We start from the raw sequence: 25,295 nt of genomic DNA on the forward strand, positions 1-25,295 counted from the left end.
CACATCTCCTACTTTATATTATAAAATTTAATATGTTCTTCTATCATATTATCTATTTTAAATTTATTAATTTCAGCTTTATATTCAACCTTAAATCTACAATTTAAAACTGATTCTGTTATACTATCACTAGATTTTACCGGTATATATTTTTTATACTTATAATCACATAGTATTTCATGAATTCCGCCTACACATGTTGTAATTATAAATAATTTATTAGTTAAAGCTTCTAATATCACTAATGGAAAACCCTCTGTAAAAGATGGATTAACTAAAACATCACAAAACCTCATGTATTTATAAACATTATCTTGATGTCCTTTAAAATCTATATATTTATTTAAATTTAATTCATTAGTTAAGTCCTGTAACCTTTTTTTATCCTCACCATCCCCAACTATAAGTAATTTATATTTTGGGTCAGTCTCAACTATAGTTTTCATTGCTCTTATTAAATAATCTACACCTTTTATTGGATCTAATCTTCCAACAAAAAGTAAATATACTATATCTTCTTCTTTTTCAATATCAACTGATTCATTGGATAATCTTTCTATTTTCTCTATATCTAAGCCATTATATATAACAATTTTACTTTTTAACTTATATATAATTTTTTCTATCTTGTTTAAGCCATTTTCTACAGCTTTACTAACACAAATTACTTTGCTTGATAATAATATAGATATCATGTTTAAGACTTTATGATGAGATTTTCTATCTGCAGTTAACCTATGAATTGTTATTATACTTTTTGCTTTAGTAAACTTAGTTGCTACTGTTCCAAAAAATTTAGCTATAGCTCCATGAGAATGTAATATATCTATTTTATTACCTCTTATAACTTTTATTAACTCTATAAAAGTTGATAATTTAAATTTATTCTCCCCATTTAATTCTATATATTCTATTCCTTGTTCCTTACATACTTCTTTTAGAGGTGCATCTTCTTTCATCCACACACAAATCTTAGTATTAAACCCTTTATTCTTAAGCCCATTTACTAAATTTAATACTACTTTTTCTCCGCCTCCAATTCCACCTCTCCATAAGAAATATAATATATTCATCTAATCACCTACATTTTTAATAATTTTTGCTGGGTTTCCAGCTATAACCACACCTTTAGGAAACTCCCCTGAAACTATACTTCCTGCTCCAACTACAGATCCATCACCAATCTTAGTCCCTTTTAGTATTATAGAGTTACATCCAATGAAACAATCTTTTCCAATAACTATTTCTCTAGTTCCAATCTTATCTTTATCATCTATATTTCTTGCTTCCACTTCTATCGGATGAAAATCATTATCTAATATTTTTACATTTCCCCCAATTAAAGTGTTATCTCCAATAGTTATCGCCTTTCTTGCATATATTGTTGCACCTGAAATTCCAACATTATTTCCTATATTTATCTTTGCTTCTTTTGTTCTTGTAACTATTATAGTTCTTTGACTTAATCCAATTAAATTTGAAAGAAAACTGCTCTTTATAGTGCAGTTTTCTCCTATATTTAGTTGTGACTCTTTTTTCTTAAAAATTACTGGAACTCCATAGAGATTTAATTTTTTCCCGAAATTAACTTTGTTTAATCTCAATATCATTTTAAAGTAGTTACTTTTAAACATAGTCACCTCTTAACCTTATTTATAATTTTCTAAGAACCATTCATAAGCCATCTTAATACCTTGATTTAAGCTAACCTTATGTTTCCATCCTAGTCCATTTAATTTTTCAACTGTTGTAAGTTTTCTTGGTGTTCCATCTGGCATATTTGTATTAAATACTAATTCACCTTCAAAACCTACAGCTTCTTTAACTGTTTCTGCTAATTGTCTTATAGAAACCTCTTCTCCTGTTCCTATATTTACATGTTGTTCTCCATCGTAGTTTTCCATTAAGAATACACATGCATCTGCCATATCATCTACGTATAAGAACTCTCTTAATGGTGTACCTGTTCCCCATATCTCAACTGTTTCGCTATTATTTATTTTAGCTTCGTGGAACTTTCTTATTAAAGCTGGTAATACGTGTGAATTCTTTAGGTCAAAGTTATCGTTTGGTCCATAAAGATTTGTTGGCATACAGCTTATAAAGTTATCTCCATATTGTCTCTTGAAGAACTTACACATTTCAAGTCCTGCTATTTTAGCTACTGCATAAGCTTCATTTGTTTCTTCTAAAGCTCCTGTTAAAAGATAATCTTCTTTTATTGGTTGTGGAGCCATTTTAGGATATATACAAGTACTTCCTAAGAATAATAGCTTTTTAACCTTTAAATCGTGTGCTGATTTTATAACATTGTTTTGAATCATTAAGTTTTCGTATATAAAGTCTGCTGGATATGTATTGTTTGCATTTATTCCACCAACTTTAGCTGCTGCTAAAAATACATATTCAGGTTTTTCTTCTTCAAAAAATCTTCTTACTTCATTTTGATTTGTTAAATCTAATTCTTTATGTGTTTTGCAAATTATATTTTTAAAACCTTTTGCTTCTAAATTTCTAACTATTGCTGAACCTACTAATCCTCTATGTCCTGCAACATAAATCTTGCTTTCTTTATGCATATCTCTAAACACCGTCCTTTAAATAATTAATTATCTTATTTCCTATATTTTCATAGTCATTAGTAAAATCATTTTCCTTATAATTAGGTTTAAATTTTTCTAATCTCTTTAATATTTTTTCTATATCGAAATTTTCATAACTTACTTCTAAAGCTAAATTTCTTTCTTTTAATTTCTTTATTGTGTTTCTATCTTCTGCTACTGTATCTCTTGATAAAACAGCTATTTTACTTCTACCTATTAAAGCTTCCGCTATTGTACCAAACCCAGCTTTTGTTATTATATAATTACAAGCCATTAAGTATTCATGAGTATTTTTAGTTTCTTTAGGTAAGTACTTTACATTATCCCCAATTAAATTTATACCTTCTGTTGCTATAAAGTAATAATCTAAACTACTTACATCTATATTGTCATTTAAACTTACAGATCTTCCTACACTTATAAAAACTAATGGTTTATCGTACTTACTTTTTATTTTATTAATTTTTTCTTTATTAAAATCTCTACAAACTACTCCTACCTCTTCATACTCTTTAATATAGCTTTTCATATTATCAATATATAACTTATATAGTAGAGTTTTATCTGCTAAATAATAACACTCTTCATATTTATCAATTATATCTTTCTCTAAATATTCTTTATAAATATCTACCCAAGTGAAATTTGAAATTAACATACTTTTTATATTAACTTTTTTGCAAGCTTTAAAAATCCAAGGTACTATATCACTTACTACTAAATCTACATTTTTATAATGTAGAAACTCTGATTCTTTTCTAATATTTTCTTCAAAGCTATCTATATATAATTGAACTTTTTCTTTAAGCTTATATGAGTCTATTTCTAAACTTCCTTCTTTCAAAATAAGTCCAACATCCATAGGTGAAAAATAATACTCTATTCTATTACTAAATTCCTCTAAAGAATTTTTCAAAAATTCTCCTTGAAATACTCCAGTTTTTATTATTATATTTATCTCTTTATTAGCACCAAGAATATACCTAATAATAGGTATATTCCTTGATGCATGACCAAATCCATGGTCTGATATATAAAAAGCAATTTTTTTATTTTTAGTCATTTGTAACTGCAGCTTCTGCTTTTTTTATAAATTCTTGTGAACCTATTCCAGCGATTTCTCTCATATCGCCATCTACCATCATTGATACTAGGCTCTTGAAGCTAACTTTTCTTTCCCATCCTAATTCTTTTTCTGCTTTTCTTGAATCTCCCCATAGAAGTTCAACTTCTGCTGGTCTAAAGTATCTTGGGTTAACATCTACTAATAATTCACCTGTAGCTTTGTTATATCCCTTTTCATCTACTCCAGTACCCTTCCATTCTATTTCTACTCCTACTTCTTCAAATGCAAGTTCAACAAATTCTCTTACTGTATGAGTTTCGTTAGTTGCAAGTACATAGTCTTGTGGCTTTTCTTGTTGAAGCATTAACCACATACCTTCTACGTAGTCTCCTGCAAATCCCCAGTCTCTCTTTGCATCTAAGTTTCCAAGGCTTAACTTTTCTTGCTTTCCTGCCATTATTGAAGCTACTGCTCTTGTTATCTTTCTAGTAACAAAAGTTTCTCCTCTTCTTGGTGATTCGTGGTTGAATAATATTCCGTTACAAGCAAACATATCATAGCTTTCTCTATAGTTTACTGTTATCCAATATGAATAAAGCTTAGCTACACCGTATGGACTCTTTGGATAGAATGGAGTCTTTTCACTTTGTGGAGCTGTATCAGGAAGTCCTCCGAATAATTCTGAAGTTGAAGCTTGATAGAATTTACACTTAACGCCTGTTTCTCTTATTGCATCTAGTAATCTTAAAGTACCTGTTCCTGTAGCTTCTGCTGTATATTCTGGAACTTCAAAGCTTACTGCAACGTGACTTTGTGCTGCTAAGTTGTATATTTCTTCTGGATTAATTTTTTCTATTAATCTATTTAAGTTACTTGAATCTGTTAAATCTCCATAGTGTAAGAACAGTTTCTTGTTTCCTATTTCAGGATTTTCAAATAAGTGATCTATTCTTGATGTATTTATAGTACTATGTCTTCTTATTATTCCGTGTACTTCATAACCTTTTTCTAATAATAATTCTGCTAAGTATGATCCATCTTGTCCTGTTATTCCTGTAATTAACGCTTTTTTCATAATCTAACTCCTTTATAACTCTAAAATATTATTTTTGTATTTTTCCATAGACACATCTCTAGTTAAATTCTTTTCTAGATACTCTCGTCCCTTTGGCCCCATAGCCTTTATATTATTTTTTTCTTTAACTATGTAATTTATGTTGTTAAAAATACCCTTATAATCGCCTGGTTCTGCACATATTCCACATCCAGCTTCTTCTATTATCAATCTTGCTTCTGAACCTTCTTCTAGTACTCCAAGAACTGGCTTACCTACAGCCATTACTCCATAAAGTTTGCTTGGTACAGATACTCCTTTTATGCCTTTTGCATTTACTACCCAATGTATATCTGCTGAATTTAAAGAATATATTAAATCTTCTTTAGGCTGATATGGTATAAATTTTACATTTTCTAATTTATTATCTATAGCATATTTTTCTATCTTCTCTTTTACTGTTCCATCACCAATAAATGCAAAAACTATATCTTTTTCATCTTTAAATTCTGCAATAACTTTAATTATATTTTCTAAGTCATAATATAATCCTATATTTCCTGAGTACATAATTATAAATTTATCTTCTAACTCATACTTTTTCTTAAATTCTATAATTTTTTTATTATTGCTATCTAAAGGATATGTTGTTTTTTCATCTATCCAGTTATTTATAAATACATTCCTTGGAACATTTTTCCCATTAAATCTATTTTTTAAAGTCTCTTGCATATCACGGCCAACAACTATAACTTTATCTGACATCTTGCAACTAAATTTATCTAACATCATAGTAAAGTTTAAAATAAATTTATTTTTAGCATAACCTATAGCCATAGTTTGCTCTGGGTTAAAGTCTTGGATATTATAAATTAACTTTCCGCCTTTAAACCATTTTCCTATTACTCCAAGGATTCCTCCTAATACTGGTGGTTGAGAAATAGTATATATATAATCTTGTTTTCCTATTTTGAATGTAGCTATTATAGAGTTTAAGAAATATGCTAATAAGTTTTTAACTCTACTTATCTTATTACTCTTTTGGAATTCAGGTACTCTAACTCTAACTACCTTTATTCCATTAAAATCTTCATGATAAATTCTATTAGTCTTATACTTTTCTGAAACTTTCCCATCATAGCTTGGAACTACACATATTACAGTTATATTGAAAGTATCTTTTAAACTATCTGATAACTCTGTAAGTATTTGTCCAGTTGATGCAACATCAGGATAAAAATAATGTGCATATATTAATAAATTTTTCTTATCTTGCATATCTTAATTCCTTTATTTGAGAAACTTTTTCTTTACTGCCTACTATTATTTGTCCATCATTTTCTATAACGTAAATACCACTTAATCCATCTATTATTATGTTTTGATTAGGTGCTATTACTAAATTGTCTTTTCCGCCCACACTACTTATATTTCCAACATGAATATTTCCCATAGTGTCTCTTTCTCTATATCTTTCAATAGCCTCCCAGCTTCCAACATCATCCCAACCTATTTCACTTGGAACTACATATATTTCATTAGACTTTTCTAAAATTCCGTAATCTATTGATGTTGAATCTGTTTTTTTATAATTATCAACTATATATTCTTGTAAGTCTTCTTCTTTTATATTCTCTATTTCTTTTAAAGCTTCATAAGTATTAGGTAAGTATGCTTTTATCTCTTTTAATATGTTTTCTATGTTCCATAAAAACATTCCACCATTCCATAAATATGAACCTTGCTTTAAATACTCTTTAGCTTTTTCTAAATTAGGTTTTTCTACAAAGGAATTTACTTTTATAACTTTATGCTCATTAACTTCTACTTCCTCTGTTCCGTAGTTTATATATCCATAACCTGTTTCTGGTCTATCTGGTTTCATTCCTAAAGTAACTATTGCATTCTTATTTTCATTTAAATAGCTATCTGCAGCTTTTACAATGTCTCTAAATTTTTCTTCATCTCTTATTAAGTGATCTGAAGGTAAAACTACCATATTGGCATCTTTGTAATATCTCTTTATAACTAATGATGATAAAGCTATACAAGGAGCTGTATTTCTTCCTTCTGGTTCAACTATTATATTTCTTTCTGGAAGATTTGGAAGTTGTTCTCTTACTAAATCTACATACATAGCCCCAGTACATACAAACACTCTTTCCATAGGAATAATAGGAAGGATTCTATTTACTGTCATTTGAATCATAGTTTCTTCCTCTATAAGGTTTAAAAATTGCTTTGGTTTTTCTTCTGTAGATAAAGGCCAAAATCTTGTTCCCTTACCCCCTGCCATAATTACAGCACATAACATAATATCTCTCCTTCCTTTTAACATGCATTATCATCTCCAAATAATACAAAAAATGTTTTAAATATAAGCTTTATATCTAATAAAAGACATCTCGTTTCCACATATTTAATGTCTAGCTTCATCCAATCTTCAAAATCAATATTATTTCTTCCTGATACTTGCCAGTAGCATGTAAGCCCTGGTTTTACTTCTAATCTTTTCATCATCCAAGGTTCAAACTCTTTTACTTCTTGTGGAAGGCTTGGTCTAGGTCCTACTAAACTCATTTCTCCCTTTAGGATATTGATTAATTGTGGTAATTCATCTATGCTTGTTTTCCTTATAAACTTTCCTATCTTAGTAATTCTAGGATCATTTTTCATCTTAAACATTGGACCTGACATTTCATTTTGCTCTGCAAGTTTCTTTTTAAGTTCTTCTGCATTTACAACCATTGATCTAAACTTGTACATATTGAATTCTTTACCATTTAAACCAACTCTTTTTTGTGAAAATATTATAGGTCCTTTTGATTCTAACTTTATTAAAGTAGCTATTACTATTAAAATTGGGCTAAGTAAAATCAAACCACTTAAAGAAGCAATTATATCTAGTCCCCTTTTAGATGCTTCATATAAATATCTTCTCTCTTTAATATTTTGAAGCACTATCTTATCCTCCTTAAGATTTAGCCTTTCCAAATTTCCTCACTCCCTCCCTAGTAATTAAAATATTTTTTATTATTTCCTAAAAATTCCAAATAAGCCTTTTTTCTTAGGCTTTATTTGTTCTCCGAAAAATTCTACTTCTTCATTATTTAATAATTTTTCCCCATTGTTCCTTAATGCTCTTAAATAAGAATCATCTATTTTTTTTATTATTTTTATTCCTTCACTTATATCCGTATTTCTCTTTTCGTCTCTATGAGCATCTGAACCTATAAAGCTATATATTTTATTTTCAAGAAAAGTTTCTGCTAATTTTTTAACATCTTTACCAAACTTACCTTCTATACTTCCTGAATTAAGTTGAAATAAATATCCTTCTCTTATGAACCTATTTATCAATCTAGGTTCTCTTATAAATTTTATATATCTTTCAGGATGTGCTATTACTGGCACTATCCCTTTTATTTGAAGTTCATATAAATTATCTAATATTTCTGTTGTTGAAAAATCTCTAATTGGAAATTCTATCAACATATATCTAGAACCATTTATTGTCCCTATTAAACCTTCGTTATAATAATCCAGAATTTTTTCTGTATAATATACTTCTTGCCCTAAATATATTGATAGGTTTATATTATTTTTTTCAGCTAATTCCTTAATTTTCTTTAAGTTGTTTTTTAATTCCCCTTGTGCAATTTCATAATGTCCCCTTAAAAAATGTGGTGTGGCAACTATTTTACTAGTGCCACATTTAACAGCTTGTCTTAGCATATTCAAAGTCATCTCTTCTGACTTTGACCCATCATCTACTCCCCATAAAATATGTGAATGTATATCTACCATATATTATCCTTCTCCGTAGTAATAATAGTACTTATTATGGCTAGCATCTACCCCGTTTAGAACTGTACCAATTATGTTAGCATTTACTTTTTTTAATAAGTTTACTGCGTTATGTACTGAATCTCTCTTAGTTTTTTCAGATCTGATAACAAGAATTGTTCCATCTGCTTTTGTTGATAAAATTTGTGAATCTGTTACGGCTTGTACTGGTGGAGTATCTAAGATTATATAATCAAATTGCTTTTTTAATTCTTCTAGTAGTGCTGTCATAGCTTTTGAGTTTAACATTTCTGATGGGTTTGGCGGTATTTTTCCTGCGGTTAATATTATTAAGTTATCTCCGTGCTTTTGTGCTGCTGCATATAACTTTTCTTTTCCTATTAATACATCTGATAAACCTATTACATTAGATATCTTAAATTTTCTATGTACTGACGGTTTTCTTAAATCACAATCTATTAATATTACTTTTTTATCACCTTGAGCTAAGGATATTGCAAGATTTCCTGATGTAGTTGATTTACCTTCTCCTGGTTCTGAGCTAGTTACAACTATTACTTTATATTCCTTATCAAAAGATGAATATTGTAAATTGGTTCTTAAAGTTCTATAGCTTTCTGCTGCTATAGATTTAGGATCTTTTTCTACTATAAACATAAACTCTCTCCTTTACTTTCTATCTATATTTGGAATAACTCCAATTACAGGTACCCCTAGTTCTTTTTCTAACTGTTCTTTATTTTTAAAAGTATTGTCTAAGAATTCTAATAAGAAACATAAACCTATACCTACTAAAAATCCTAGTGCAAAAGCTATTATTATGTTCATTTTTTTATTTGGGCTTATTGGTTTTTCAGGTAGTTCTACCTTTTCTATTACTTTTGTATTTCCATTTGGAACTAAATCTTTAGAAGTATTAATAAATTCCTTTGTAATAGCTTCTATAACATCTCTTGTTTCTTCTTTATCTTTTCCTTTAAATTTTATTTGAAGAATTTGTGTATCTGCTACAGGTAGTACTATTAAATTTTGTAGTATAGTATCTTCCTTTAAATTTAAGCTACTATTTTTTAAAGCTCTTCCTATAAGGTCTTTGGTCTTTATAGCTTCAGAGTATGTTTTCATAAGCTTTTGATACATAGCTACATCGCTTTGATCATAGTTTTGATTTTCTCCCTCTTCCTTACCTATAAATATCTTCGTGTTAGCCTCATACCTTGGCTTTATTATAAAAAAACTTATAATTCCTGATAAAAGTGTAGCTACTATTGTACATAAAATTACTAACTTCCATCTTTTTTTAATTGCTTGAAATAATTCTTCAATACTTATAACTCTTTCTTCCAATGTTATCCTCCATTATGTTTTATTTAGAATCAATCTATCTCTCCAAAGAATTAATATCTAGTATAACTCCAATTACAGGTAAACCTAATTCTTTTTCTATTTCCTCTTTACCTCTAAATGAATTGTTCATAAATTCTTTTAATAAAACTATTCCGGCACCTAACCCTAAGCTTAAAACAATAGATAATCCTATATTTAAAACTTTATTAGGGCTTACTGGTTTTTTAGGAATTTGTGCACTTTCTAAAACTTGTATATTACCTTTTTGAACTATATCCTCTGATAATTTAATAAATTCATCTTTAATAGAGTTTATTAAATTATATCCATCAGTAGGTGATGTGCTTTTATACTTTATTTCTAGTATTTGTGTATCTGCTACTGGAACTATTGTTAAGTTATTAAGAACCTCTGCTGGCTTTATATCTATATTTGCTTTTTTTATTGCAGCATTTGCTAAATCCTTAGTCTTAATAACTTCTGAATAAGTCTTAAGTAACTTTTGATACATATGTACTTCACTTTCGTTATATCCCTCTTTTTTAGTTTCCTCTTTTCCTATAAATAATTTAACCTGTGTTTCATATGTAGGTTTAATTAAAAAGAAAGTTGTGGTTGAGGATATTAATGTAATAGTTAGTACTGTTATAACTATTGTTTTCCATCCTCTTCTTATAGCTGTCAATATTCGTTGAAAATTTACGTCTTTTTCCATTTTCCCCTCACTTATCCCCTTTTTCTTTCATAAGCATAAAAATTATATCATATTTTTTATTTTATTAAAAATAAAAATTCAAATTATGAATTTTAAAATTTTTATTTTTTCACTTTCGTATGCTTATTTGAAATTTTTTATTTAATATGATTAAATTCAAGATTATAATATCATTTTTAGCTTATCTTTTCAATTGCCTCAATTCTTTTTTATTGCATTAATTGTAAATTTTTTGTAATTATCTTTGTCGATTTTTCTTTTACGATTTTGTAATCATAATTCATAAAACTTTAATTTTTTTAATAAATTTTCAATATTTACGCTTATAGCTCCTACATATTTTTTAATATTTCATATGAAAAATTATCTAAATTCACGCAAAAAAGGGATTTGAGTGTAAATGTTTACTCAAATCCCTTGTTTTTTTGATTATTTTATATTTTCACGTAAAACCCTTGTAACTCTTTGTTTTAACTTATATGCATCTATATATGACATTTTTCTAATATCTGCATAACGAGTTAATGGTTTCTCATTTAGGAAAACTATTTTAAATAGAAGTTTCTCTTCATACGATAGATTTTTTACTATCTTTATTAGTATTTTAATAAGATCTTTTTCTAATATCTCTTCTTCTATACTAGCCCTATTTTCTGCCACTTCTACCATAACAACTTTTTCATACTTTTCCTTAACATTTCTCCTTCTTTTTAAATCTATCATTTGATTTTGTATAGATTTTTTTATATATCCTAAAAGCTTATCCCCTCTATTTATATCAATTTTTTCTATAACATTAAGTATAACCATAACACAAATTTGTTCTATATCTTCCTTATCATAATCTATTAATTCAACTGACCTGTAAGTTTTAATTATAAGTGGTTTACACGCCATTATAATTAACTCTTTTGCTTTTTTATCGCCTAACTTTGCTCTCTTTAATAAATCCCTCATTTTCCAACCTTCCTTTATCTTATTTAAAGAACAGACGTTCTTTAAATATATTGTATCAAATTTTTATGCTTTTTGTATTATTTTTTCTATATTTTACAATTTATTCATTTATAAGTTTCTATAAAGCAAAAAAAGATATCTACAACTTAATAGTCATAGATATCTTTATAACTGAATTATACTTAAACTAAGTTAACTTCTGTAACTTCTTTAACTATAACTTCAGCCTTTTCTTTAGATGCTAAAGCTCCATATTCTGTTTCAATAACATTGTTTGCTACTATATTATCCATTAAAGCATTGATGTTATCTTCATTTATTTCAGGATTAACATCTCTTACAGATAATTTAAAAGTTTTTTCTACTGGATCTTTAAACGACATTACTATAGTAGTTGTTGTAGCCATACCCTTCCCCTCCTTTCTTTATTTTTTTACTTAAAGCTATATCCCTTTTGAGATTTTAAAGATTTGTTCTTTTCTTACTGTCTCAACGCTATGAGCTAGTAATTTTTCAATGCCATCAGATAGTTCAACTAATTGGTCATCAGTAGCTGATTCTGCAATGTTCTTAAAGCTTTGAGTCTTTGTTTTCTTTTCTCCAACAAGATAACTAAGCTTTAATGAGTTTTTTACTAATTCTGAAGTAGCTGCCATATTATCACCTCCTATACTTAATAAATATGCAGCTTTTGATTTTTTTGAGGGATTTTTATAAAAATTTTTCAAAATTTTTTTCGTATTTTTTTACTATTTTTCTTAAAACCTCCTACCAAGTGCGTATTTATTATATAGAGAGTCTTTTTTAGACTCTACATATAATAAATAAAGGGGTGCTTGATTTATGGATTTTTTAGAATTATTAATTCTTGCTAAGAAGGGAAATAAAATTGCAATGGAGGCAATAATAAAGTTATATCGTAATTTAATACTTAAAGAATCTAGAAGAGTTCATTTAAATGATTATACTTTAGATGATATTATTCAAATTGGAAATCTTAATATAATTAATGCAATTAATAAATTTAATTTAGATAAAGATATAGAAAGCTTTCCTTCCTATGTCTTTTGGGCTATACGTAATGGCTATGGTTATCTTTATAGAAGGGAAGCTAATAATAATAATGTATCTATAAGTTTAAATAGTGTTTCTGATGAAGGTTCTGAACTTTGTGATTTATTACCCTCTTGTGATGATGTTGAAAATGATTTTATATCTAGAAATGATTTATTAAATTTAAGTTTAGCCTTATGTGAGCTTGACCCTCAAGAGCTTGAATTAATAACTTTTCTTTATTTAGGTGATAAGAAAAACACATTAACTAATTATTGTAAAGAAACCTCTAAGGATTACTATAATTGTACTTGTATTAAAAAACGTAGTTTAGAAAAACTTAAGAACTTCCTTTCATCAAAATTATCTGAATAAATTTTTTAAATTCTACGTTCTTTTGTTATAATATAAATTAGATAATATTGTTAATAGAAACTTTATATATGACTTTTGTCTATATGTTGTTTTATAAATTAAATTACTACATTTTGAAAGATATGATATTTTAGGGAGGATATTTTTATGAGTAAATATAAATTAGTCTGTATAGATATGGATGGAACTCTACTTGATGATGATCATAGAGTTAGTGATGAAAATAAATTAGCTCTTAAAGAAGCTAATGACAAAGGAGTAAAAATTGCAATTACTACTGGTAGAATTTTTTGTTCGGCTAAGTTCTACTCTGATATGATAGGTGTAGATGCACCAATAATAGCTTCTAATGGTGCTTATGTAAGAGAAAAATCTTCAAATGAACCTATTTTTGCAAACCCTTTATCCTCAGATATTTTACATGAAGTATATGACATAATAAAACATTATGGACTTCACACCAATTTTAATACTTTTGATACTGTTTTAAGAGAAACTGAAGTACCTTTTAATCATGCTTATGCTAAGATGAATAGAGTTCTTCCAGATGATCAAAAAATTAAATTTGTTATAGAAAAAGACTTAACTAATGCTATAAATAGATTTGATGGACAAATTCTAAAAGCTATTACTATTGAAGAAAATTATGTGGATAAACTTTTTAAAGCTAAGGAAGAACTTAAAAATAAATTTAAAAATGACCTTCATATAGTTAGTTCAAGTCCTTATAACTTCGAATTAATGTTAGGAACATCTTCAAAAGGTAATGCTGTATCAAAGTTAGCTGAAAGCTTTAACCTTTCACCAGAGAATGTAATTTGTATAGGTGACTCTGAAAATGACTTATCAATGATAAAATATGCAGGTCTTGGTGTAGCAATGGGTAATGGCCTCGATATGGTAAAAAAAGAAGCCAATTATATAACTGATACTAATTTAAATAGTGGAGTTGCTAAGGTAATAAGAAAATTCGTACTTTAAAATTATTATTATAATAAGAAAAAAATCCGTTTGTATAAAAGAATGTTTTAACACATCTAAAATACATACGGATTTTTTATATTATCTTTTTAGACTAAAGATTTCTACTAATACTATCTACAATAAGTTTAGCCATTTGTTGTTGCTTAGCATTATTTGCTAAGTTTTTAGCTTCTTCTGGATTTGAAATAAATCCACATTCAACTAAAACTGATGGCATTAATGTATTTTTAACTACATAAAAATCTTCATCTTTTAATCCTCTGTTATTTATTCCCATCGTACTAGTTACAGTATTAACTATATCTGATCCAACTGCTCTACTAATAGCAATCTTTTCTTGTAATGATAATGTTTTGTTTCCTTCTCCTGCTCTCATATTTACTTCTCTACCGTCAGCTAACGTTGCTCCACCTGAAAGTGGCGCTGCTGTACTGTAGTATACTTCCATACCTGTAGCGGAATGAGGTACTATTCCTACTGTATTTTGGTGAATACTTACAAAGAAATCTGCATTTAAGCTATTTGCAATATTAACTCTCTTTTTTAAACTTTCTCTCATTTCTAGTGTTTCTCTATCTGTTGGTTTTCTAGTCATAACAACTTCAAAGCCTCTGCTTTCAAGCTCAGCTTGTACCTTAACTGCAACTTGCATGTTTAGGTCTCTTTCTGAATATGTTACTCCATTATGAGTTGCATAAGCTCCATCATCTCCACCGAAATTATGTCCTGCGTCTACAACTACTAATTTTCTATTTCTAACTACAACATCTACATATCTAAAATCATCGTATACTTTCTTAGATAATCTATGCTTAGCATGAACTACTAATCTATATGCACCTTCTGATTCTGGTGTAAATACAGCTTGATTAATTTCATCGAAATCTTTAACTGTTATCCATTCTCCAGTTGCATCATTTTTTACTATGAATTTATATAATGTATCTGCAGCTTGGTCTGCTGATGCAGACATTGTTATTTGTTTTCCAACACTTGAAACTCCTGTTGCATTGAAAGATGTTAACTTTGACTCTGAAACACTTACTACTACATCTCTATAATCAAAATCATCATAGCTATTTTCTGAAGTAGCGTGCTTTGTATGAACAACAACTCTATAGTTTCCTGGTCTTACAAAATTAAAGTTAGCTTTATTTCTAGCACTATAATCTTGAATAGTAAACCAGTTTCCTGTTGAATCTTCTCTAAGCATAAACTTAAATTCTGAATTAGCTTCTGTAGCTTCTGCCTTTAAGCTTATATTTGATCCTACAAAATTTTCACCAGTAACTTCAAAGGATTTTAGCTTTGTTTTTATTATTGAAGCTTTTACAGTTATATCTGTAAACTTGAAATCATCATAAGCCTTTTTTGAACCCTTATGTTTTATATGCACTACAAATCTATAATCTCCTGATTTAAGAGGTTTATAATCAGCAGTTGTCTTAGCGCTGAAATCTTGTACGTCTACCCATTTCCCTTCGCTATCTCTAACTATAAATTTGTAAAGTGTATCTGCTGCTGGTTGAGCTTTTGCTGTCATTGTCATAGTTGAACCTGCAATTTTGTCTCCTGTTACAGTAAATGATTCTATTTTTGATGTTAAATCTTCTCCTGTAACTTTTAAATCAGTATAAGTATAATCATCATATGCTTTTGCTGATGTCTTATGCTTAACGTGTACTACATATCTATATTCACCTGCTAATTGTGGTGTATATTTAACAGTATTTTTATTACTGTAATCTTGTATGTCTGTCCACTTTCCATTCGGATCTTTCACTATAAATTTATATAGTGTATCTGCTTCTGGAGTTCCTGTTGCTGTTAGTGTCATTTCTGCTCCTGCAACTTTCTCTCCAGTTACATCGAATTTCTTTACTGTTGAAACATTTCCTTTAACTGTTAAATCAGTATAAGTATAATCATCGTATGCTTTTCCTGATGTTTTATGCTTTACATGCACTACATATCTATATTCACCTGATAATTGTGGTGTATATTTAATTGTATTAATAGCGCTAAAATCTTGTATGTCTGTCCATTTTCCAGTTGGATCTTTGATTATAAACTTATATAAAGTATCTTCTGATGGAGTTCCTTTTGCTGTTAAAGTCATTTCTGTTCCAGCAATTCTTTCTCCAGTTACTGTAAACCCAGTAACCTTTGAATCTGCTCCAATTAACTTCATATCAGTATATGTATAATCATCGTATTCTCTTCCTGAATTTTGATGTTTTACATGTACAACATATCTATACTCTCCTGATGTAGGAGCCTTGTATTGTGCAGTATTCTTATTACTATAATCTTGTACTGTTATCCACTTTCCATTACCGTCTCTTACTATAAACTTATATAATGTACTTGCAGATGGATCTGCTGTTGCTGTCATTGTCATAGTTGAACCTGCGAATTTATCGCCTGTTACATTAAAACTTTTTAAAGTTGATTTTGCATCTTTTGCTACTATTACATCTACATCTTTATAAGTAAATGTGTCATAAGCCGCTGTTGAAGTCTTATGTTTAACATGAACTACATATCTATATACACCTGCTTTTTTAGGAGTATATTTAACAGTATTATTTGAACTGTAATCTTGTATATCTGTCCATGCTCCACTTGGATCTTTAACTATAAATTTATATAGTGTATCTACTTCAGGCTTAGCACTAGCAATAAATGTAACTTCTCCATTAACAACATTGTTTCCTTTTATCGTTAAATCAGTTACATTTGATACGCCTTTTACAGTTTTGTCTACATAAGTATAATCATCATATACTTCTGAAGAATTTTTGTGCTTAATATGCATTACAAATCTATATTCTCCCGCAGTTTCAGGCACAAAATTAACTTTAGTATTATTACTAAAGTCTTGAACTGTTATCCATTCCCCTGCTGGCGTTTTCACTATAAATTTGTATAGGCTGTCTGCTGATGGTTCTGCTTTTCCTGTTAATGTAACGTTTGAACCAGTTTTTAATTCTCCTGTTACATTAAATTGAGAAACTCTTGAAGCATCTACAACTACTTCACGCTTAAGCTCATTAACTATTCTTAATATGCTATAACCATAGCTTTGAGCTACTGCCCACCCTTTACCTTTAGGATTTTCTTTTATTCCTAAGTGTTCTACATATTTTGCACAGCCTCTTTCAACATATCCGAACCTTGTATCTACACATTCAAGTTTTAATGGTTCAGTTGAAGCATAGGCTTTTAAATGCTGAACTACTGCTCTAATTCCAATTTGTATGCTAGGGAAAGATTCTCCTGGTGCTCCATTACCTACAGCTCCTAACCCTGCGAAATTGTTTTGTTCTTCTTTAACGTCTCCACCGAATTTTAAGTATCCAGTTTCTAACATTATTTGAGCAAATAGTATATCTGCATTAATACCTTCAGTTGCTGCTTCTTCTAATGTCCAATCAACAAAATTAGTAATGTAGCTTAAAGACTTGCTTGAATTTTTCTTTTGTAAAAAAGAAATCATTTGTGATCTCTTAGCAACTCCCTCTGACATAATTACTGTTTTTGCATTGTTTACATTAATTATTGTAGAAGCTTCTTTTGTAACTCCCTTTATATCTGTTGCAACTACTTTTACAGTATGTGCTCCATTAGATATTCCGGTAACTTCTTTAGTAAAACCACTTTGTGAAGAGTTTGGATAATTTGGATATTTTTTTGAAATATCATTTCTTCGAACTCCATAAGTAGCTTGTCCAACAGATTGGTTGTCAACAAAAACTTCAACCTCTGATACATTATTACTACTTAAAGCCCATCCCTTAACAAAAAATGAATCTGTTAAGTTATGATCTACTAATGGATTTTCTAAGCTAATAATCATATCATTAGTTACTGGTTGCATTACTGTTTTTGCTTCCACTACTCCTGAACCACTTAGTTCTGTAGCTTGTTCTTCAGTATTACTTTTTTCTAATACTGAATCCTCCCCTTGACCATCTGTCTTCTCTAAACTCGGTTCCTTTTCTGTTTTAACATCATTACTTACTTTATTAGTCTCTTCTTTAATATTAGTTCCTTCTGTTACTGTATTTTGCATAACTGCATTTACATTTACAACTGGCATAATAATATTAAATATAAATACTAATACTGTTAAAAGTGTTAAATTTTTGATTTTTTTCACTTTCTATCTGCCTCCTTTGGTTTAGAAGAAAGTAAAAAACAAAACAAATTATCATATAAAACACCATTTTAATGGGATTTACATTTTAATTATACATTCTACCATAAATTATAGCAATAAAATTCAACTATATATTTACATAAATTTTTAAATTTAAATATAAATTTTACAACTTTATTACTTATTGTAAAAAGATGTTTTCATATGCCTTATATCTATAACAAAAGTCTTTTTACATTCATTAAATTTCACCCTATTATTAACAAAATATATAGGTATATTTTCCCTATTTTGATATATGTAATCTAATTAAATAAAGGGGCTATTCCTTTATTTAAATAGCCCCTTTTTTCATAATATATTTTGTGAAAACTATAAGTTAACTATATCATTTACAAATCTTAAAGTTTCTTTAGCCATTGTCCCATTTAGTAAAAATGAATATAGTAAATCATAATCATCTTCTATGGAAGCATTTCTTAAGTATTCTAGTAATTTTTCATAAGATACAATATGATACCTCTCTATATTTATAAGCTCTAAAAGTTTACTTTTGTCAGCTGAAGATATATTTTTTTCATTTTCTATTTTTCTTAATTTATCTATAGTCATAGTAACTTTTTCTTTTTCAGCTTCAATATTTTTAATTAAATCATCAATATTAGATTTTTTTTTAACTTTTCCGTCAAAGCCCTCTAATCCTAATTTCATCAATTTAGCATTTTCATTAGCAATATCATCTATTAATGATACTATAGTTTTTTCATTAATGTTTTTTTCTTCTATAGCAAATGTACTTCTAAACGGAGTTAACATAACTATTATAATAATAAAAATTAAAATTTTATATCTTTTACATCTCTTCATATTAGATACCACCTTTTAAAAACCGTTCTAAATTTGTTAGATTATCAAGACCAGTAGATTTATAAAATGTATACTTAGCAAAATAAATATACTCTTCTCTTGAAGTATCACTTTCTATAAAAGAAATTAAATTTTCACATGCTAGTTTATAATGGGATACTCCTATTAATAGTTTAACTTTATTTGGATCATAATTATTTGTATTATTATTTTCTGCTCTTAGATCCATTAATAAATCCCTTTCAAATTTGTTAATCTTATTGTATTCATATTTGATATTCTTTTTTCTATCATCCTTTAAATTTAACGCCTTGTTTTTATAAGCTAACTCTGCAAAAAAAGATATGTTTTTGTCTATTGATTTAAATTCATCAATCTTATTTAAAATTTCATTCTCCTCTTTAGTTAATGATGGATTAACAATAGTTAAATCTTCGGCAAAACAACTACATTCAAAAATAATAGATATAAACATGGCTAATAGAATAGTAGTTAATTTTTTCATAATATCCAGTCTCCTTTTGGTGCATTTAATAGTATTTTAACCGAAGCTATTTAATTTATTCTATTCACCTTAAAGCTCAAAAAAATCTCAAGAGAATGAAAATTATATTTCTCTTGAGATTTTAACTAATACTTTATTTATTCTTTTTTCTTAAAGCGCTTCCAGCTCCTATAGCTAATAATCCCATTAATGCTACAGCTACTGCTGGTGTACCACCTGTATTAGGTAGGTTACCCTTTGAATTATTTGAAGAATTTCCGTTGCTAGGTTTTCCTTGGTTTTGGTTATTTCCTGCAGTCCCTGTATTTACTTGTTCCTTTTCTACTAAACCTTCAATTGCTTTAATTATATTGTCTATAGCCTTTTGAACATCTTCATCTGTAACATTTTCATTTTCTATAAGTTTTTCTGCATTTTCTACAGCTTCCTTAAGAGCTTTTAATGATTCAGATGTATATTTGTCTTCTCCATTTATTATTTCTTTAGCTTTTTCAATAATATCTTTTAATGAAGTTAAATCAGCTTTTTTAACTAAAGCTTTACTCGCATCATTAATAGTTTTTATCGCAGCATCAATTTCTTCCTTTGTAGCATTTGAATTTGCTACAACCTTCTTTCCTTCTTCTATAGCTGAAAGGAAAGCTTTTGCAGAATCTTTAGTGTATGAATCTAAGTTAATTTTTTCTCCTTCTTCTATGGCTTTTCTTAACTCTGTAACATCTACTAAATTCTTTAATGCTGTTTCTAAATTATTATGAGTTTCTAAAATTTCTTCCTTTGTAGCATCTTCATTTTCTATTACCTTCTTAGCTAATTGTAGTTTTTCTTCTACTACAGTCCAAGTTGATTCTGTATAATTTACTTTTTCTAAAGCTTCTGTTTTACTTATTAAATCTTCTAGCTTTTCCTTACTTGGTTTTAATCTTAAATCTAAGAATGCTCTCATTAAATCCTCATAAGCTTCAGCAACTTCATATTCTAAAGCATTTTCATCAGCTATAACTGCATTGGCTTTTTCTAATTCTACTACTAAGTTATCCCATGTAGCTTTAATATACTCTTTGCTATCTAATTTACCAATCTTCTCTACTAATACTATTAAACTAGTTTTATCACCCTTATAGTAAGATAGATATTGCATTACATCACTTAAACTTTCAAAACTAGCATCTACTTCTTCTTGAGTTGCATCCTTATTCTTAGCTCTTTCTAAAATTTCTATAGCTTTTGTTCTTTCTTTTAAGAATAAATCTTTTACTACTGGCACTAATTTATCTATTTCTGAATCTGTAATTTCATTTGCTTCATCTACTACAATTTCTAAACCAAAAGTAAACTTTGCTCTTTCTTTTAAAGCCTCAATGGCTTTTTCTAAATTAACCTTAGCTTCATCAACTGCTGTTTGATTATTATTTTGTAAATCTGCTAAAATTCCTTTAGCTAAGTTTAATACTTCATTGTAAGAAGTCCATGAAGATACTGTGTATTTATCTTCTACAAAGTTGCATGAATCAACTAATTCTTGTAACGCACTACCATCAGCAATATTTAATACTAAGCCTTCTTCTGCAGCTATAAGATCTGCTAAAACTTTATCTATTTCTGTTTGTAATGCATTATTGTTATTTAATACTTCCTCAGCTGTCTTTAACGCATCTTGTAATACTTTAAAGCTTTCAGCTGTATAGTTTTCTCCATTAATAAGAGATAATTCATCAAACTTCGCTTTTAAATTATCTGAATTTGGTAGCTCATAATTATTTATTGTAATTATTTCATAAATAGTTGGTGCTACTCCATTCCATTCTATTTTGATTTCAAAAATATTTTCAAACTTAGGATTTAATAATTCTGTTAAGCTCTTACCTAATATTCCTAATTGATTCCATACTGGTTCACCTGCTTCATTATAGCCTGTTCTAACCATTACCTTAGCATTTGAAATAGAGCTTCCACTTTGAATAATATTAATCTTTTTAATATCTGTGTTTTCTGATAGACGATATGTGAAGCTTCCACTTGTTATAGCTCCATTGTTTGTATTTGGTTTATATGCAGTAGCTAAATTTCCATCTGATACTTTTTCTGGTTCGAAGCCTTTTAATTCAATTGGATCTGAAATATAAGTTGGATTATTTTCTGTTCTTACATACTCACCATTATTTATTAATATTTCATTTATTACAGACCAACGACCTGAGTTTGCGGCTGTAAATAATACTCTTACATATCTAGCTTGTAAATCTAGGTTTTCACCTTCTACATAGCTATGTGATATTGGAATTATTCCATTTGATATGCTACCATGCTTATATCCATTATCTCCTGGTCTTGCATCGAAATTGTTTGAGTTTTCTACTCCATCTCCAATAACTATAGAATCTGTCCAATCTTCACCATTTAATGATAATTGAATTTTAGCATCACGAATATGGTCTACTTCAGTATCTAACACAGCATATTTAATGTTATTTACCTTCATAACTTGTCCTAAATCATATAGGATAGTACTTCCACTTCTAGGAGGTCCCCCAAACTTAACTGATGTATTAAATTTTCCATCAAAAGCTAACTTTGCATCAGCTCCACCATAAGGTTCCACATAAGAACTTACTAAAGATGCTGGATACACTTCATTTGACGCTACTTCAAAAGCTAATACATTAAATGTTACAGTCTTGTCTGCAATTAATCTAATATAACGTGCATCCTTTAGATTTGAGTTATCTACTCCATCCCATTCAATTTCATTTATAGAGCTTTCTAGTCTTAATCCATCCATATTTGATATATCAGTTGTAACTCTATTTATATCTTTAATACGATTTAGCTTAAGTCCTATATATTCACCTGAATTAAGAGTAATATTATTTTGTGGAACTAGCTTAGTTAATGCTTCTGTTGAAAGTGATTTTATTCCTGAATTAACATTAGTATAAATGTTTTTAGTATCTCCAACTTCTTCATTTACAGCTCTTTCGATTCTTATTTCTGAGAATTTAATCCACTTATTTAATTGTTTCATATTAGTAAGTCTTATATATCTAGCTTGTACTCCTGATAAATTTTCATTAATAACATCTTTACCTGCTGTTGAATTATATTCTTTATAAGTTGTCCAATTACTATTATCTGTTGAATATTCTAATTTATATTCAGTCCACTTATCACTATCTCCTGCTCCAACTACAAAATGAACATTACCAACTTCAACAACTTCTCCTAAATCTACTCCTATATAGTCACCTACATGAGTTAAGTCACCTGAATGAGTTCTATACCATACATTAGTACTATCATTCTTATCGAATAGTGAACTTTCATTTCCACTATATACAGACCATCCTGGTGTTCTAATTAAGGTATGAGTTAATGGATCTTGATTTGTTCCGCCATTACCCTCTTCTTTATTTACAATGATATCCTTAACCCCAAGCCATGTATTTCCTTTATTTTGTGTTGAAATTAATCTAATTCCTTTTACTTTTAAATCTAAACCTTCCACTTTAACATCTTTAGGGTTTGCATAAACTTCTCCATTTAAATCTGTCCAAGCTTTTCCGTCTTCTGTATATTGTATCTTAGCTTCTGACATAGTATCATTTGGATTTGATGCTGCACCCATTAAAAATTGAACCTTATTTAATTGAATTGGATTGCTATATTTTACTCCAACATAAGTTCCTTCACTAATAGTGTTTGGTGTTTTATATACTATTTCAGTTGCTGGATTTCCATCTAATACATTTTTAATATCTCCTGAAGGCTTATCTGTACGATTAGTTATATAAGTAGCTATAACCTTATTAGGATCAACTATTGATGAAACAATATTACCTATATTTTGTTCCATAAAGTTTATAAATGGTACTATGTGTTGAACTCCAACCTCTGCTTTTTCATAATGATCTACATACCAGAAAGTGTATTTCTTTGACTGTTCAAAAGATGCTTGTGCCTTTGAATACTCTGTCCATATTGTAGCATTATCACCATCTTCAATAGCCATAGCTGCTCTTAAATATCCAATTGCAGCATTCATTGAATCTTCCCAACAATTTAACCAATATACTATTTGATCTCTTGTTCTAGGGTTTCCTGGATTTTCTTTATAATGTGCTGCTGCATCTTTTAACTTAGTAAATTCAGTAATTAATTCTTCAGCATCTGCTTTAGTGTTTGTTTCGCTTTCAAATTTTTGCTTATAAGCAGTTAGCTTTGGTGCTAATTCTAAAGATTCTTGTAATACAGTAACACGACTATCCATATTTTGATTTATCATGTGCTTACTTATTTCTCTTAAAGCCTTTGATGAATCTGTATCTTCAGCTGTTCCATGATCCATATACTTAAAAGAAGCTTCCCAGTTTCTATCTGCTTCAGCTTTATTTTCCCAAATGTTCCATGCATAATCTGCATTTGCAAATAATGCTGACTTATTAGCTTCTGCTTGTTGCATTGGATTTAAAACTATACCTTGTACTGAACCTGGAGTTACTCCTGGATGTAAAAATGTATCGTTACCTCCCATTATTAAATGTTGCTTTGAGTTGTCAGAACATGGCCAGTTAATCCACATATATGGAGCTCTACCCTCATATCCTTCTGAAGCAATATTATTTTTGAAGTTAGTTGCGAAGTTTTGGTCTACTTCACCCCATATTCTTCCTCCTGTAACTACTATGCTAACATTATCTCCAGCTTTATTTACTTCCTTTAATTGTGCTGAACCACCATTACCCATATAGTCATTTGGACAGAATATTAAATCTGTCTTTAAGTCTGTGTAAGTTTCTCTTTGTCCTTCTAGCCAAACTGTTAAATCATTTAACAACTTAACATAAGTTTGAGAACCTTGTGCTGGAACTCCTGCATCATCTGCTAATATTTCAAATTGTCTAACTCCAGCTCCTAATAATTGAGAGAATTTATTTTTAATTATTTGTAAGTCATCTTGGTAATTTTCTTCTGTATTAAATCTAATTGCATTATGCATAAATGGATGTAATGCATATACATATCTATTCTTAGTTTCATTACCAACTTGAGCTAATTTTTTTATACCTTCTAAAGCATCCTCTGGATAAAGCTCTCTCCACTTACTGTTATGATATGGATCATCTTTTGGTGCGAAGATATATTGATTCATCTTATAATCTCCACCATACTTCATAAGTTCAGCCCTATCTTCATTAGACCAAGGATTTCCATAGTATCCTTCTATAAATCCACGATACTTTACATCGGCATAATCATTAATTCTAAAATCTTTAATTGTTCCGTTTTCTAATTGATTAAATACATGTTTTAATGAAGTTACTCCATAAAAAGCACTATCTGCATCTTTTCCTAATATACCAATAACTCCATTATTAACATAAACTATATGCGAATCTAATTTGTCAAAGAAATTTTCTTGATGTGATACGTTTTCATTGAAATAATTATCTACAACTCCTTTTGAACCATTAATCCCAACTAAAATATTAGTTTTTCCTGATACTACTTCGCTAGAAGTCGTTAAAGTAATATTTTTACTAGATAATATCTCTTCTACACGCTTTTTAGTATAATCATCTACTCCTTCTTCATAGATAACATTTACATTAGTACCTACTTCAAATTCTCCTCCTGAATAATTTAATTCATGTGGATTTGGATAGATTTCATACCCTACTGATTTATTTTCCTTTTCTGTAGCTATAGCTGAAACATCTACTGATCCTGATATAGTACTAAAGGTTATAGCCCCTACAACCATAAGAGAAATAAATCTTTTTATTCTTTTTCCCATATATAT

General features: G+C 28.7%; 21 protein-coding genes. 2 read left to right on the top strand and 19 right to left on the bottom strand.

Annotation, left to right across the window (positions count from 1 at the left end):
* Positions 1–8: 8 nt before the first annotated feature.
* From BTM21_RS10105 to BTM21_RS10175, 15 genes are all read right to left on the bottom strand, one after another.
* Entirely contained in the window at positions 9–1,073 is a 1,065-nt protein-coding gene (locus BTM21_RS10105) for a glycosyltransferase (RefSeq protein ID WP_021874809.1), read from the bottom strand.
* A complete protein-coding gene (locus tag BTM21_RS10110; RefSeq protein ID WP_096145433.1) occupies positions 1,074–1,634 on the bottom strand; it encodes an acyltransferase in 561 nt (186 codons plus the stop codon).
* A gap of 15 nt (positions 1,635–1,649) precedes the next feature.
* Positions 1,650–2,579, bottom strand: a complete 930-nt coding sequence (gene fcl, locus BTM21_RS10115) for a GDP-L-fucose synthase (protein WP_021874807.1) — start codon at positions 2,577–2,579, stop codon at positions 1,650–1,652.
* Between the two features lie 4 nt (positions 2,580–2,583).
* Positions 2,584–3,666: a hypothetical protein gene (locus BTM21_RS10120; protein ID WP_079481096.1), complete on the bottom strand. Its 1,083-nt coding sequence runs from the start codon at positions 3,664–3,666 to the stop codon at positions 2,584–2,586.
* On the bottom strand, positions 3,659–4,744 hold the full coding sequence (gene gmd, locus BTM21_RS10125) for a GDP-mannose 4,6-dehydratase (RefSeq protein WP_021874805.1): 1,086 nt from the start codon (positions 4,742–4,744) through the stop codon (positions 3,659–3,661). Before gmd ends, BTM21_RS10120 begins: the two co-directional genes overlap by 8 nt.
* A 12-nt stretch (positions 4,745–4,756) precedes the next feature.
* On the bottom strand, positions 4,757–6,001 hold the full coding sequence (locus BTM21_RS10130) for a glycosyltransferase family 4 protein (protein ID WP_079481095.1): 1,245 nt from the start codon (positions 5,999–6,001) through the stop codon (positions 4,757–4,759).
* Positions 5,991–7,037 (bottom strand): mannose-1-phosphate guanylyltransferase, encoded by a 1,047-nt coding sequence (locus BTM21_RS10135; protein ID WP_021874803.1) that lies wholly within the window; start codon positions 7,035–7,037, stop codon positions 5,991–5,993. The genes BTM21_RS10130 and BTM21_RS10135 overlap by 11 nt, the downstream gene beginning before the upstream one ends.
* 17 nt (positions 7,038–7,054) lie before the next feature.
* Positions 7,055–7,684 carry a sugar transferase gene (locus BTM21_RS10140; protein ID WP_372450476.1) on the bottom strand — a complete coding sequence of 210 codons (630 nt, stop codon included), beginning with the start codon at positions 7,682–7,684 and terminating at the stop codon, positions 7,055–7,057.
* 72 nt (positions 7,685–7,756) lie between these two features.
* Complete coding sequence (locus tag BTM21_RS10145) at positions 7,757–8,530, bottom strand: tyrosine-protein phosphatase (RefSeq protein ID WP_021874801.1); 774 nt, start codon at positions 8,528–8,530, stop codon at positions 7,757–7,759.
* A 3-nt stretch (positions 8,531–8,533) separates the two neighbouring features.
* Positions 8,534–9,187, bottom strand: a complete 654-nt coding sequence (locus tag BTM21_RS10150) for a CpsD/CapB family tyrosine-protein kinase (protein ID WP_021874800.1) — start codon at positions 9,185–9,187, stop codon at positions 8,534–8,536.
* A gap of 12 nt (positions 9,188–9,199) precedes the next feature.
* Positions 9,200–9,877: a YveK family protein gene (locus BTM21_RS10155; RefSeq protein WP_021874799.1), complete on the bottom strand. Its 678-nt coding sequence runs from the start codon at positions 9,875–9,877 to the stop codon at positions 9,200–9,202.
* A 34-nt stretch (positions 9,878–9,911) separates the two neighbouring features.
* Positions 9,912–10,592, bottom strand: a complete 681-nt coding sequence (locus tag BTM21_RS10160; protein WP_079481094.1) for a YveK family protein — start codon at positions 10,590–10,592, stop codon at positions 9,912–9,914.
* Between the two features lie 429 nt (positions 10,593–11,021).
* Positions 11,022–11,549 carry an RNA polymerase sigma factor gene (locus BTM21_RS10165; protein WP_021874797.1) on the bottom strand — a complete coding sequence of 176 codons (528 nt, stop codon included), beginning with the start codon at positions 11,547–11,549 and terminating at the stop codon, positions 11,022–11,024.
* Positions 11,550–11,731: 182 nt separating this feature from the next.
* Entirely contained in the window at positions 11,732–11,956 is a 225-nt protein-coding gene (locus BTM21_RS10170; protein ID WP_021874796.1) for a DUF2922 domain-containing protein, read from the bottom strand.
* 36 nt (positions 11,957–11,992) lie between these two features.
* Positions 11,993–12,205, bottom strand: a complete 213-nt coding sequence (locus BTM21_RS10175) for a DUF1659 domain-containing protein (protein ID WP_079481093.1) — start codon at positions 12,203–12,205, stop codon at positions 11,993–11,995.
* A gap of 187 nt (positions 12,206–12,392) precedes the next feature.
* On the opposite strand from BTM21_RS10175, the gene BTM21_RS10180 reads away from it, so the two are divergent.
* Together BTM21_RS10180 and BTM21_RS10185 are read left to right on the top strand one after the other, a co-directional pair.
* Positions 12,393–12,977: a sigma-70 family RNA polymerase sigma factor gene (locus tag BTM21_RS10180; RefSeq protein WP_021874794.1), complete on the top strand. Its 585-nt coding sequence runs from the start codon at positions 12,393–12,395 to the stop codon at positions 12,975–12,977.
* Positions 12,978–13,124: 147 nt separating this feature from the next.
* The gene (locus BTM21_RS10185; RefSeq protein WP_079481092.1) at positions 13,125–13,958 is read left to right on the top strand and encodes a Cof-type HAD-IIB family hydrolase; all 834 of its coding nucleotides are present in this window, start codon (positions 13,125–13,127) and stop codon (positions 13,956–13,958) included.
* 94 nt (positions 13,959–14,052) lie between these two features.
* Here the strand turns inward: BTM21_RS10185 and BTM21_RS10190 are convergent, their stop codons facing one another.
* From BTM21_RS10190 to BTM21_RS10205, 4 genes are all read right to left on the bottom strand, one after another.
* A complete protein-coding gene (locus BTM21_RS10190; protein ID WP_021874792.1) occupies positions 14,053–18,123 on the bottom strand; it encodes an N-acetylmuramoyl-L-alanine amidase in 4,071 nt (1,356 codons plus the stop codon).
* A 372-nt stretch (positions 18,124–18,495) separates the two neighbouring features.
* Complete coding sequence (locus BTM21_RS10195) at positions 18,496–18,990, bottom strand: hypothetical protein (protein ID WP_079481091.1); 495 nt, start codon at positions 18,988–18,990, stop codon at positions 18,496–18,498.
* A gap of 1 nt (position 18,991) precedes the next feature.
* Complete coding sequence (locus BTM21_RS10200) at positions 18,992–19,495, bottom strand: hypothetical protein (RefSeq protein WP_021874790.1); 504 nt, start codon at positions 19,493–19,495, stop codon at positions 18,992–18,994.
* Between the two features lie 133 nt (positions 19,496–19,628).
* Positions 19,629–25,289, bottom strand: coding sequence for a beta-N-acetylglucosaminidase domain-containing protein (locus BTM21_RS10205; RefSeq protein WP_021874789.1), 5,661 nt, complete (start codon positions 25,287–25,289; stop codon positions 19,629–19,631).
* Between the last annotated feature and the right edge of the window lie 6 nt (positions 25,290–25,295).

This window comes from Clostridium chauvoei, assembly GCF_002327185.1.
GTDB lineage: Bacteria > Bacillota > Clostridia > Clostridiales > Clostridiaceae > Clostridium > Clostridium chauvoei.

Coding starts and splice junctions, on each gene's coding strand:
- BTM21_RS10160 (WP_079481094.1), bottom strand. CDS start 10,592: ATGGAAAAAGACGTAAATTTTCAACGAATATTGACAGCTATAAGAAGA.
- BTM21_RS10110 (WP_096145433.1), bottom strand. CDS start 1,634: ATGTTTAAAAGTAACTACTTTAAAATGATATTGAGATTAAACAAAGTT.
- BTM21_RS10205 (WP_021874789.1), bottom strand. CDS start 25,289: ATGGGAAAAAGAATAAAAAGATTTATTTCTCTTATGGTTGTAGGGGCT.
- BTM21_RS10185 (WP_079481092.1), top strand. CDS start 13,125: ATGAGTAAATATAAATTAGTCTGTATAGATATGGATGGAACTCTACTT.
- BTM21_RS10105 (WP_021874809.1), bottom strand. CDS start 1,073: ATGAATATATTATATTTCTTATGGAGAGGTGGAATTGGAGGCGGAGAA.
- gmd (WP_021874805.1), bottom strand. CDS start 4,744: ATGAAAAAAGCGTTAATTACAGGAATAACAGGACAAGATGGATCATAC.
- BTM21_RS10195 (WP_079481091.1), bottom strand. CDS start 18,990: ATGAAGAGATGTAAAAGATATAAAATTTTAATTTTTATTATTATAATA.
- BTM21_RS10145 (WP_021874801.1), bottom strand. CDS start 8,530: ATGGTAGATATACATTCACATATTTTATGGGGAGTAGATGATGGGTCA.
- BTM21_RS10135 (WP_021874803.1), bottom strand. CDS start 7,037: ATGTTATGTGCTGTAATTATGGCAGGGGGTAAGGGAACAAGATTTTGG.
- BTM21_RS10175 (WP_079481093.1), bottom strand. CDS start 12,205: ATGGCAGCTACTTCAGAATTAGTAAAAAACTCATTAAAGCTTAGTTAT.
- BTM21_RS10200 (WP_021874790.1), bottom strand. CDS start 19,495: ATGAAAAAATTAACTACTATTCTATTAGCCATGTTTATATCTATTATT.
- BTM21_RS10165 (WP_021874797.1), bottom strand. CDS start 11,549: ATGAGGGATTTATTAAAGAGAGCAAAGTTAGGCGATAAAAAAGCAAAA.
- BTM21_RS10130 (WP_079481095.1), bottom strand. CDS start 6,001: ATGCAAGATAAGAAAAATTTATTAATATATGCACATTATTTTTATCCT.
- BTM21_RS10150 (WP_021874800.1), bottom strand. CDS start 9,187: ATGTTTATAGTAGAAAAAGATCCTAAATCTATAGCAGCAGAAAGCTAT.
- BTM21_RS10120 (WP_079481096.1), bottom strand. CDS start 3,666: ATGACTAAAAATAAAAAAATTGCTTTTTATATATCAGACCATGGATTT.
- BTM21_RS10170 (WP_021874796.1), bottom strand. CDS start 11,956: ATGGCTACAACAACTACTATAGTAATGTCGTTTAAAGATCCAGTAGAA.
- BTM21_RS10180 (WP_021874794.1), top strand. CDS start 12,393: ATGGATTTTTTAGAATTATTAATTCTTGCTAAGAAGGGAAATAAAATT.
- fcl (WP_021874807.1), bottom strand. CDS start 2,579: ATGCATAAAGAAAGCAAGATTTATGTTGCAGGACATAGAGGATTAGTA.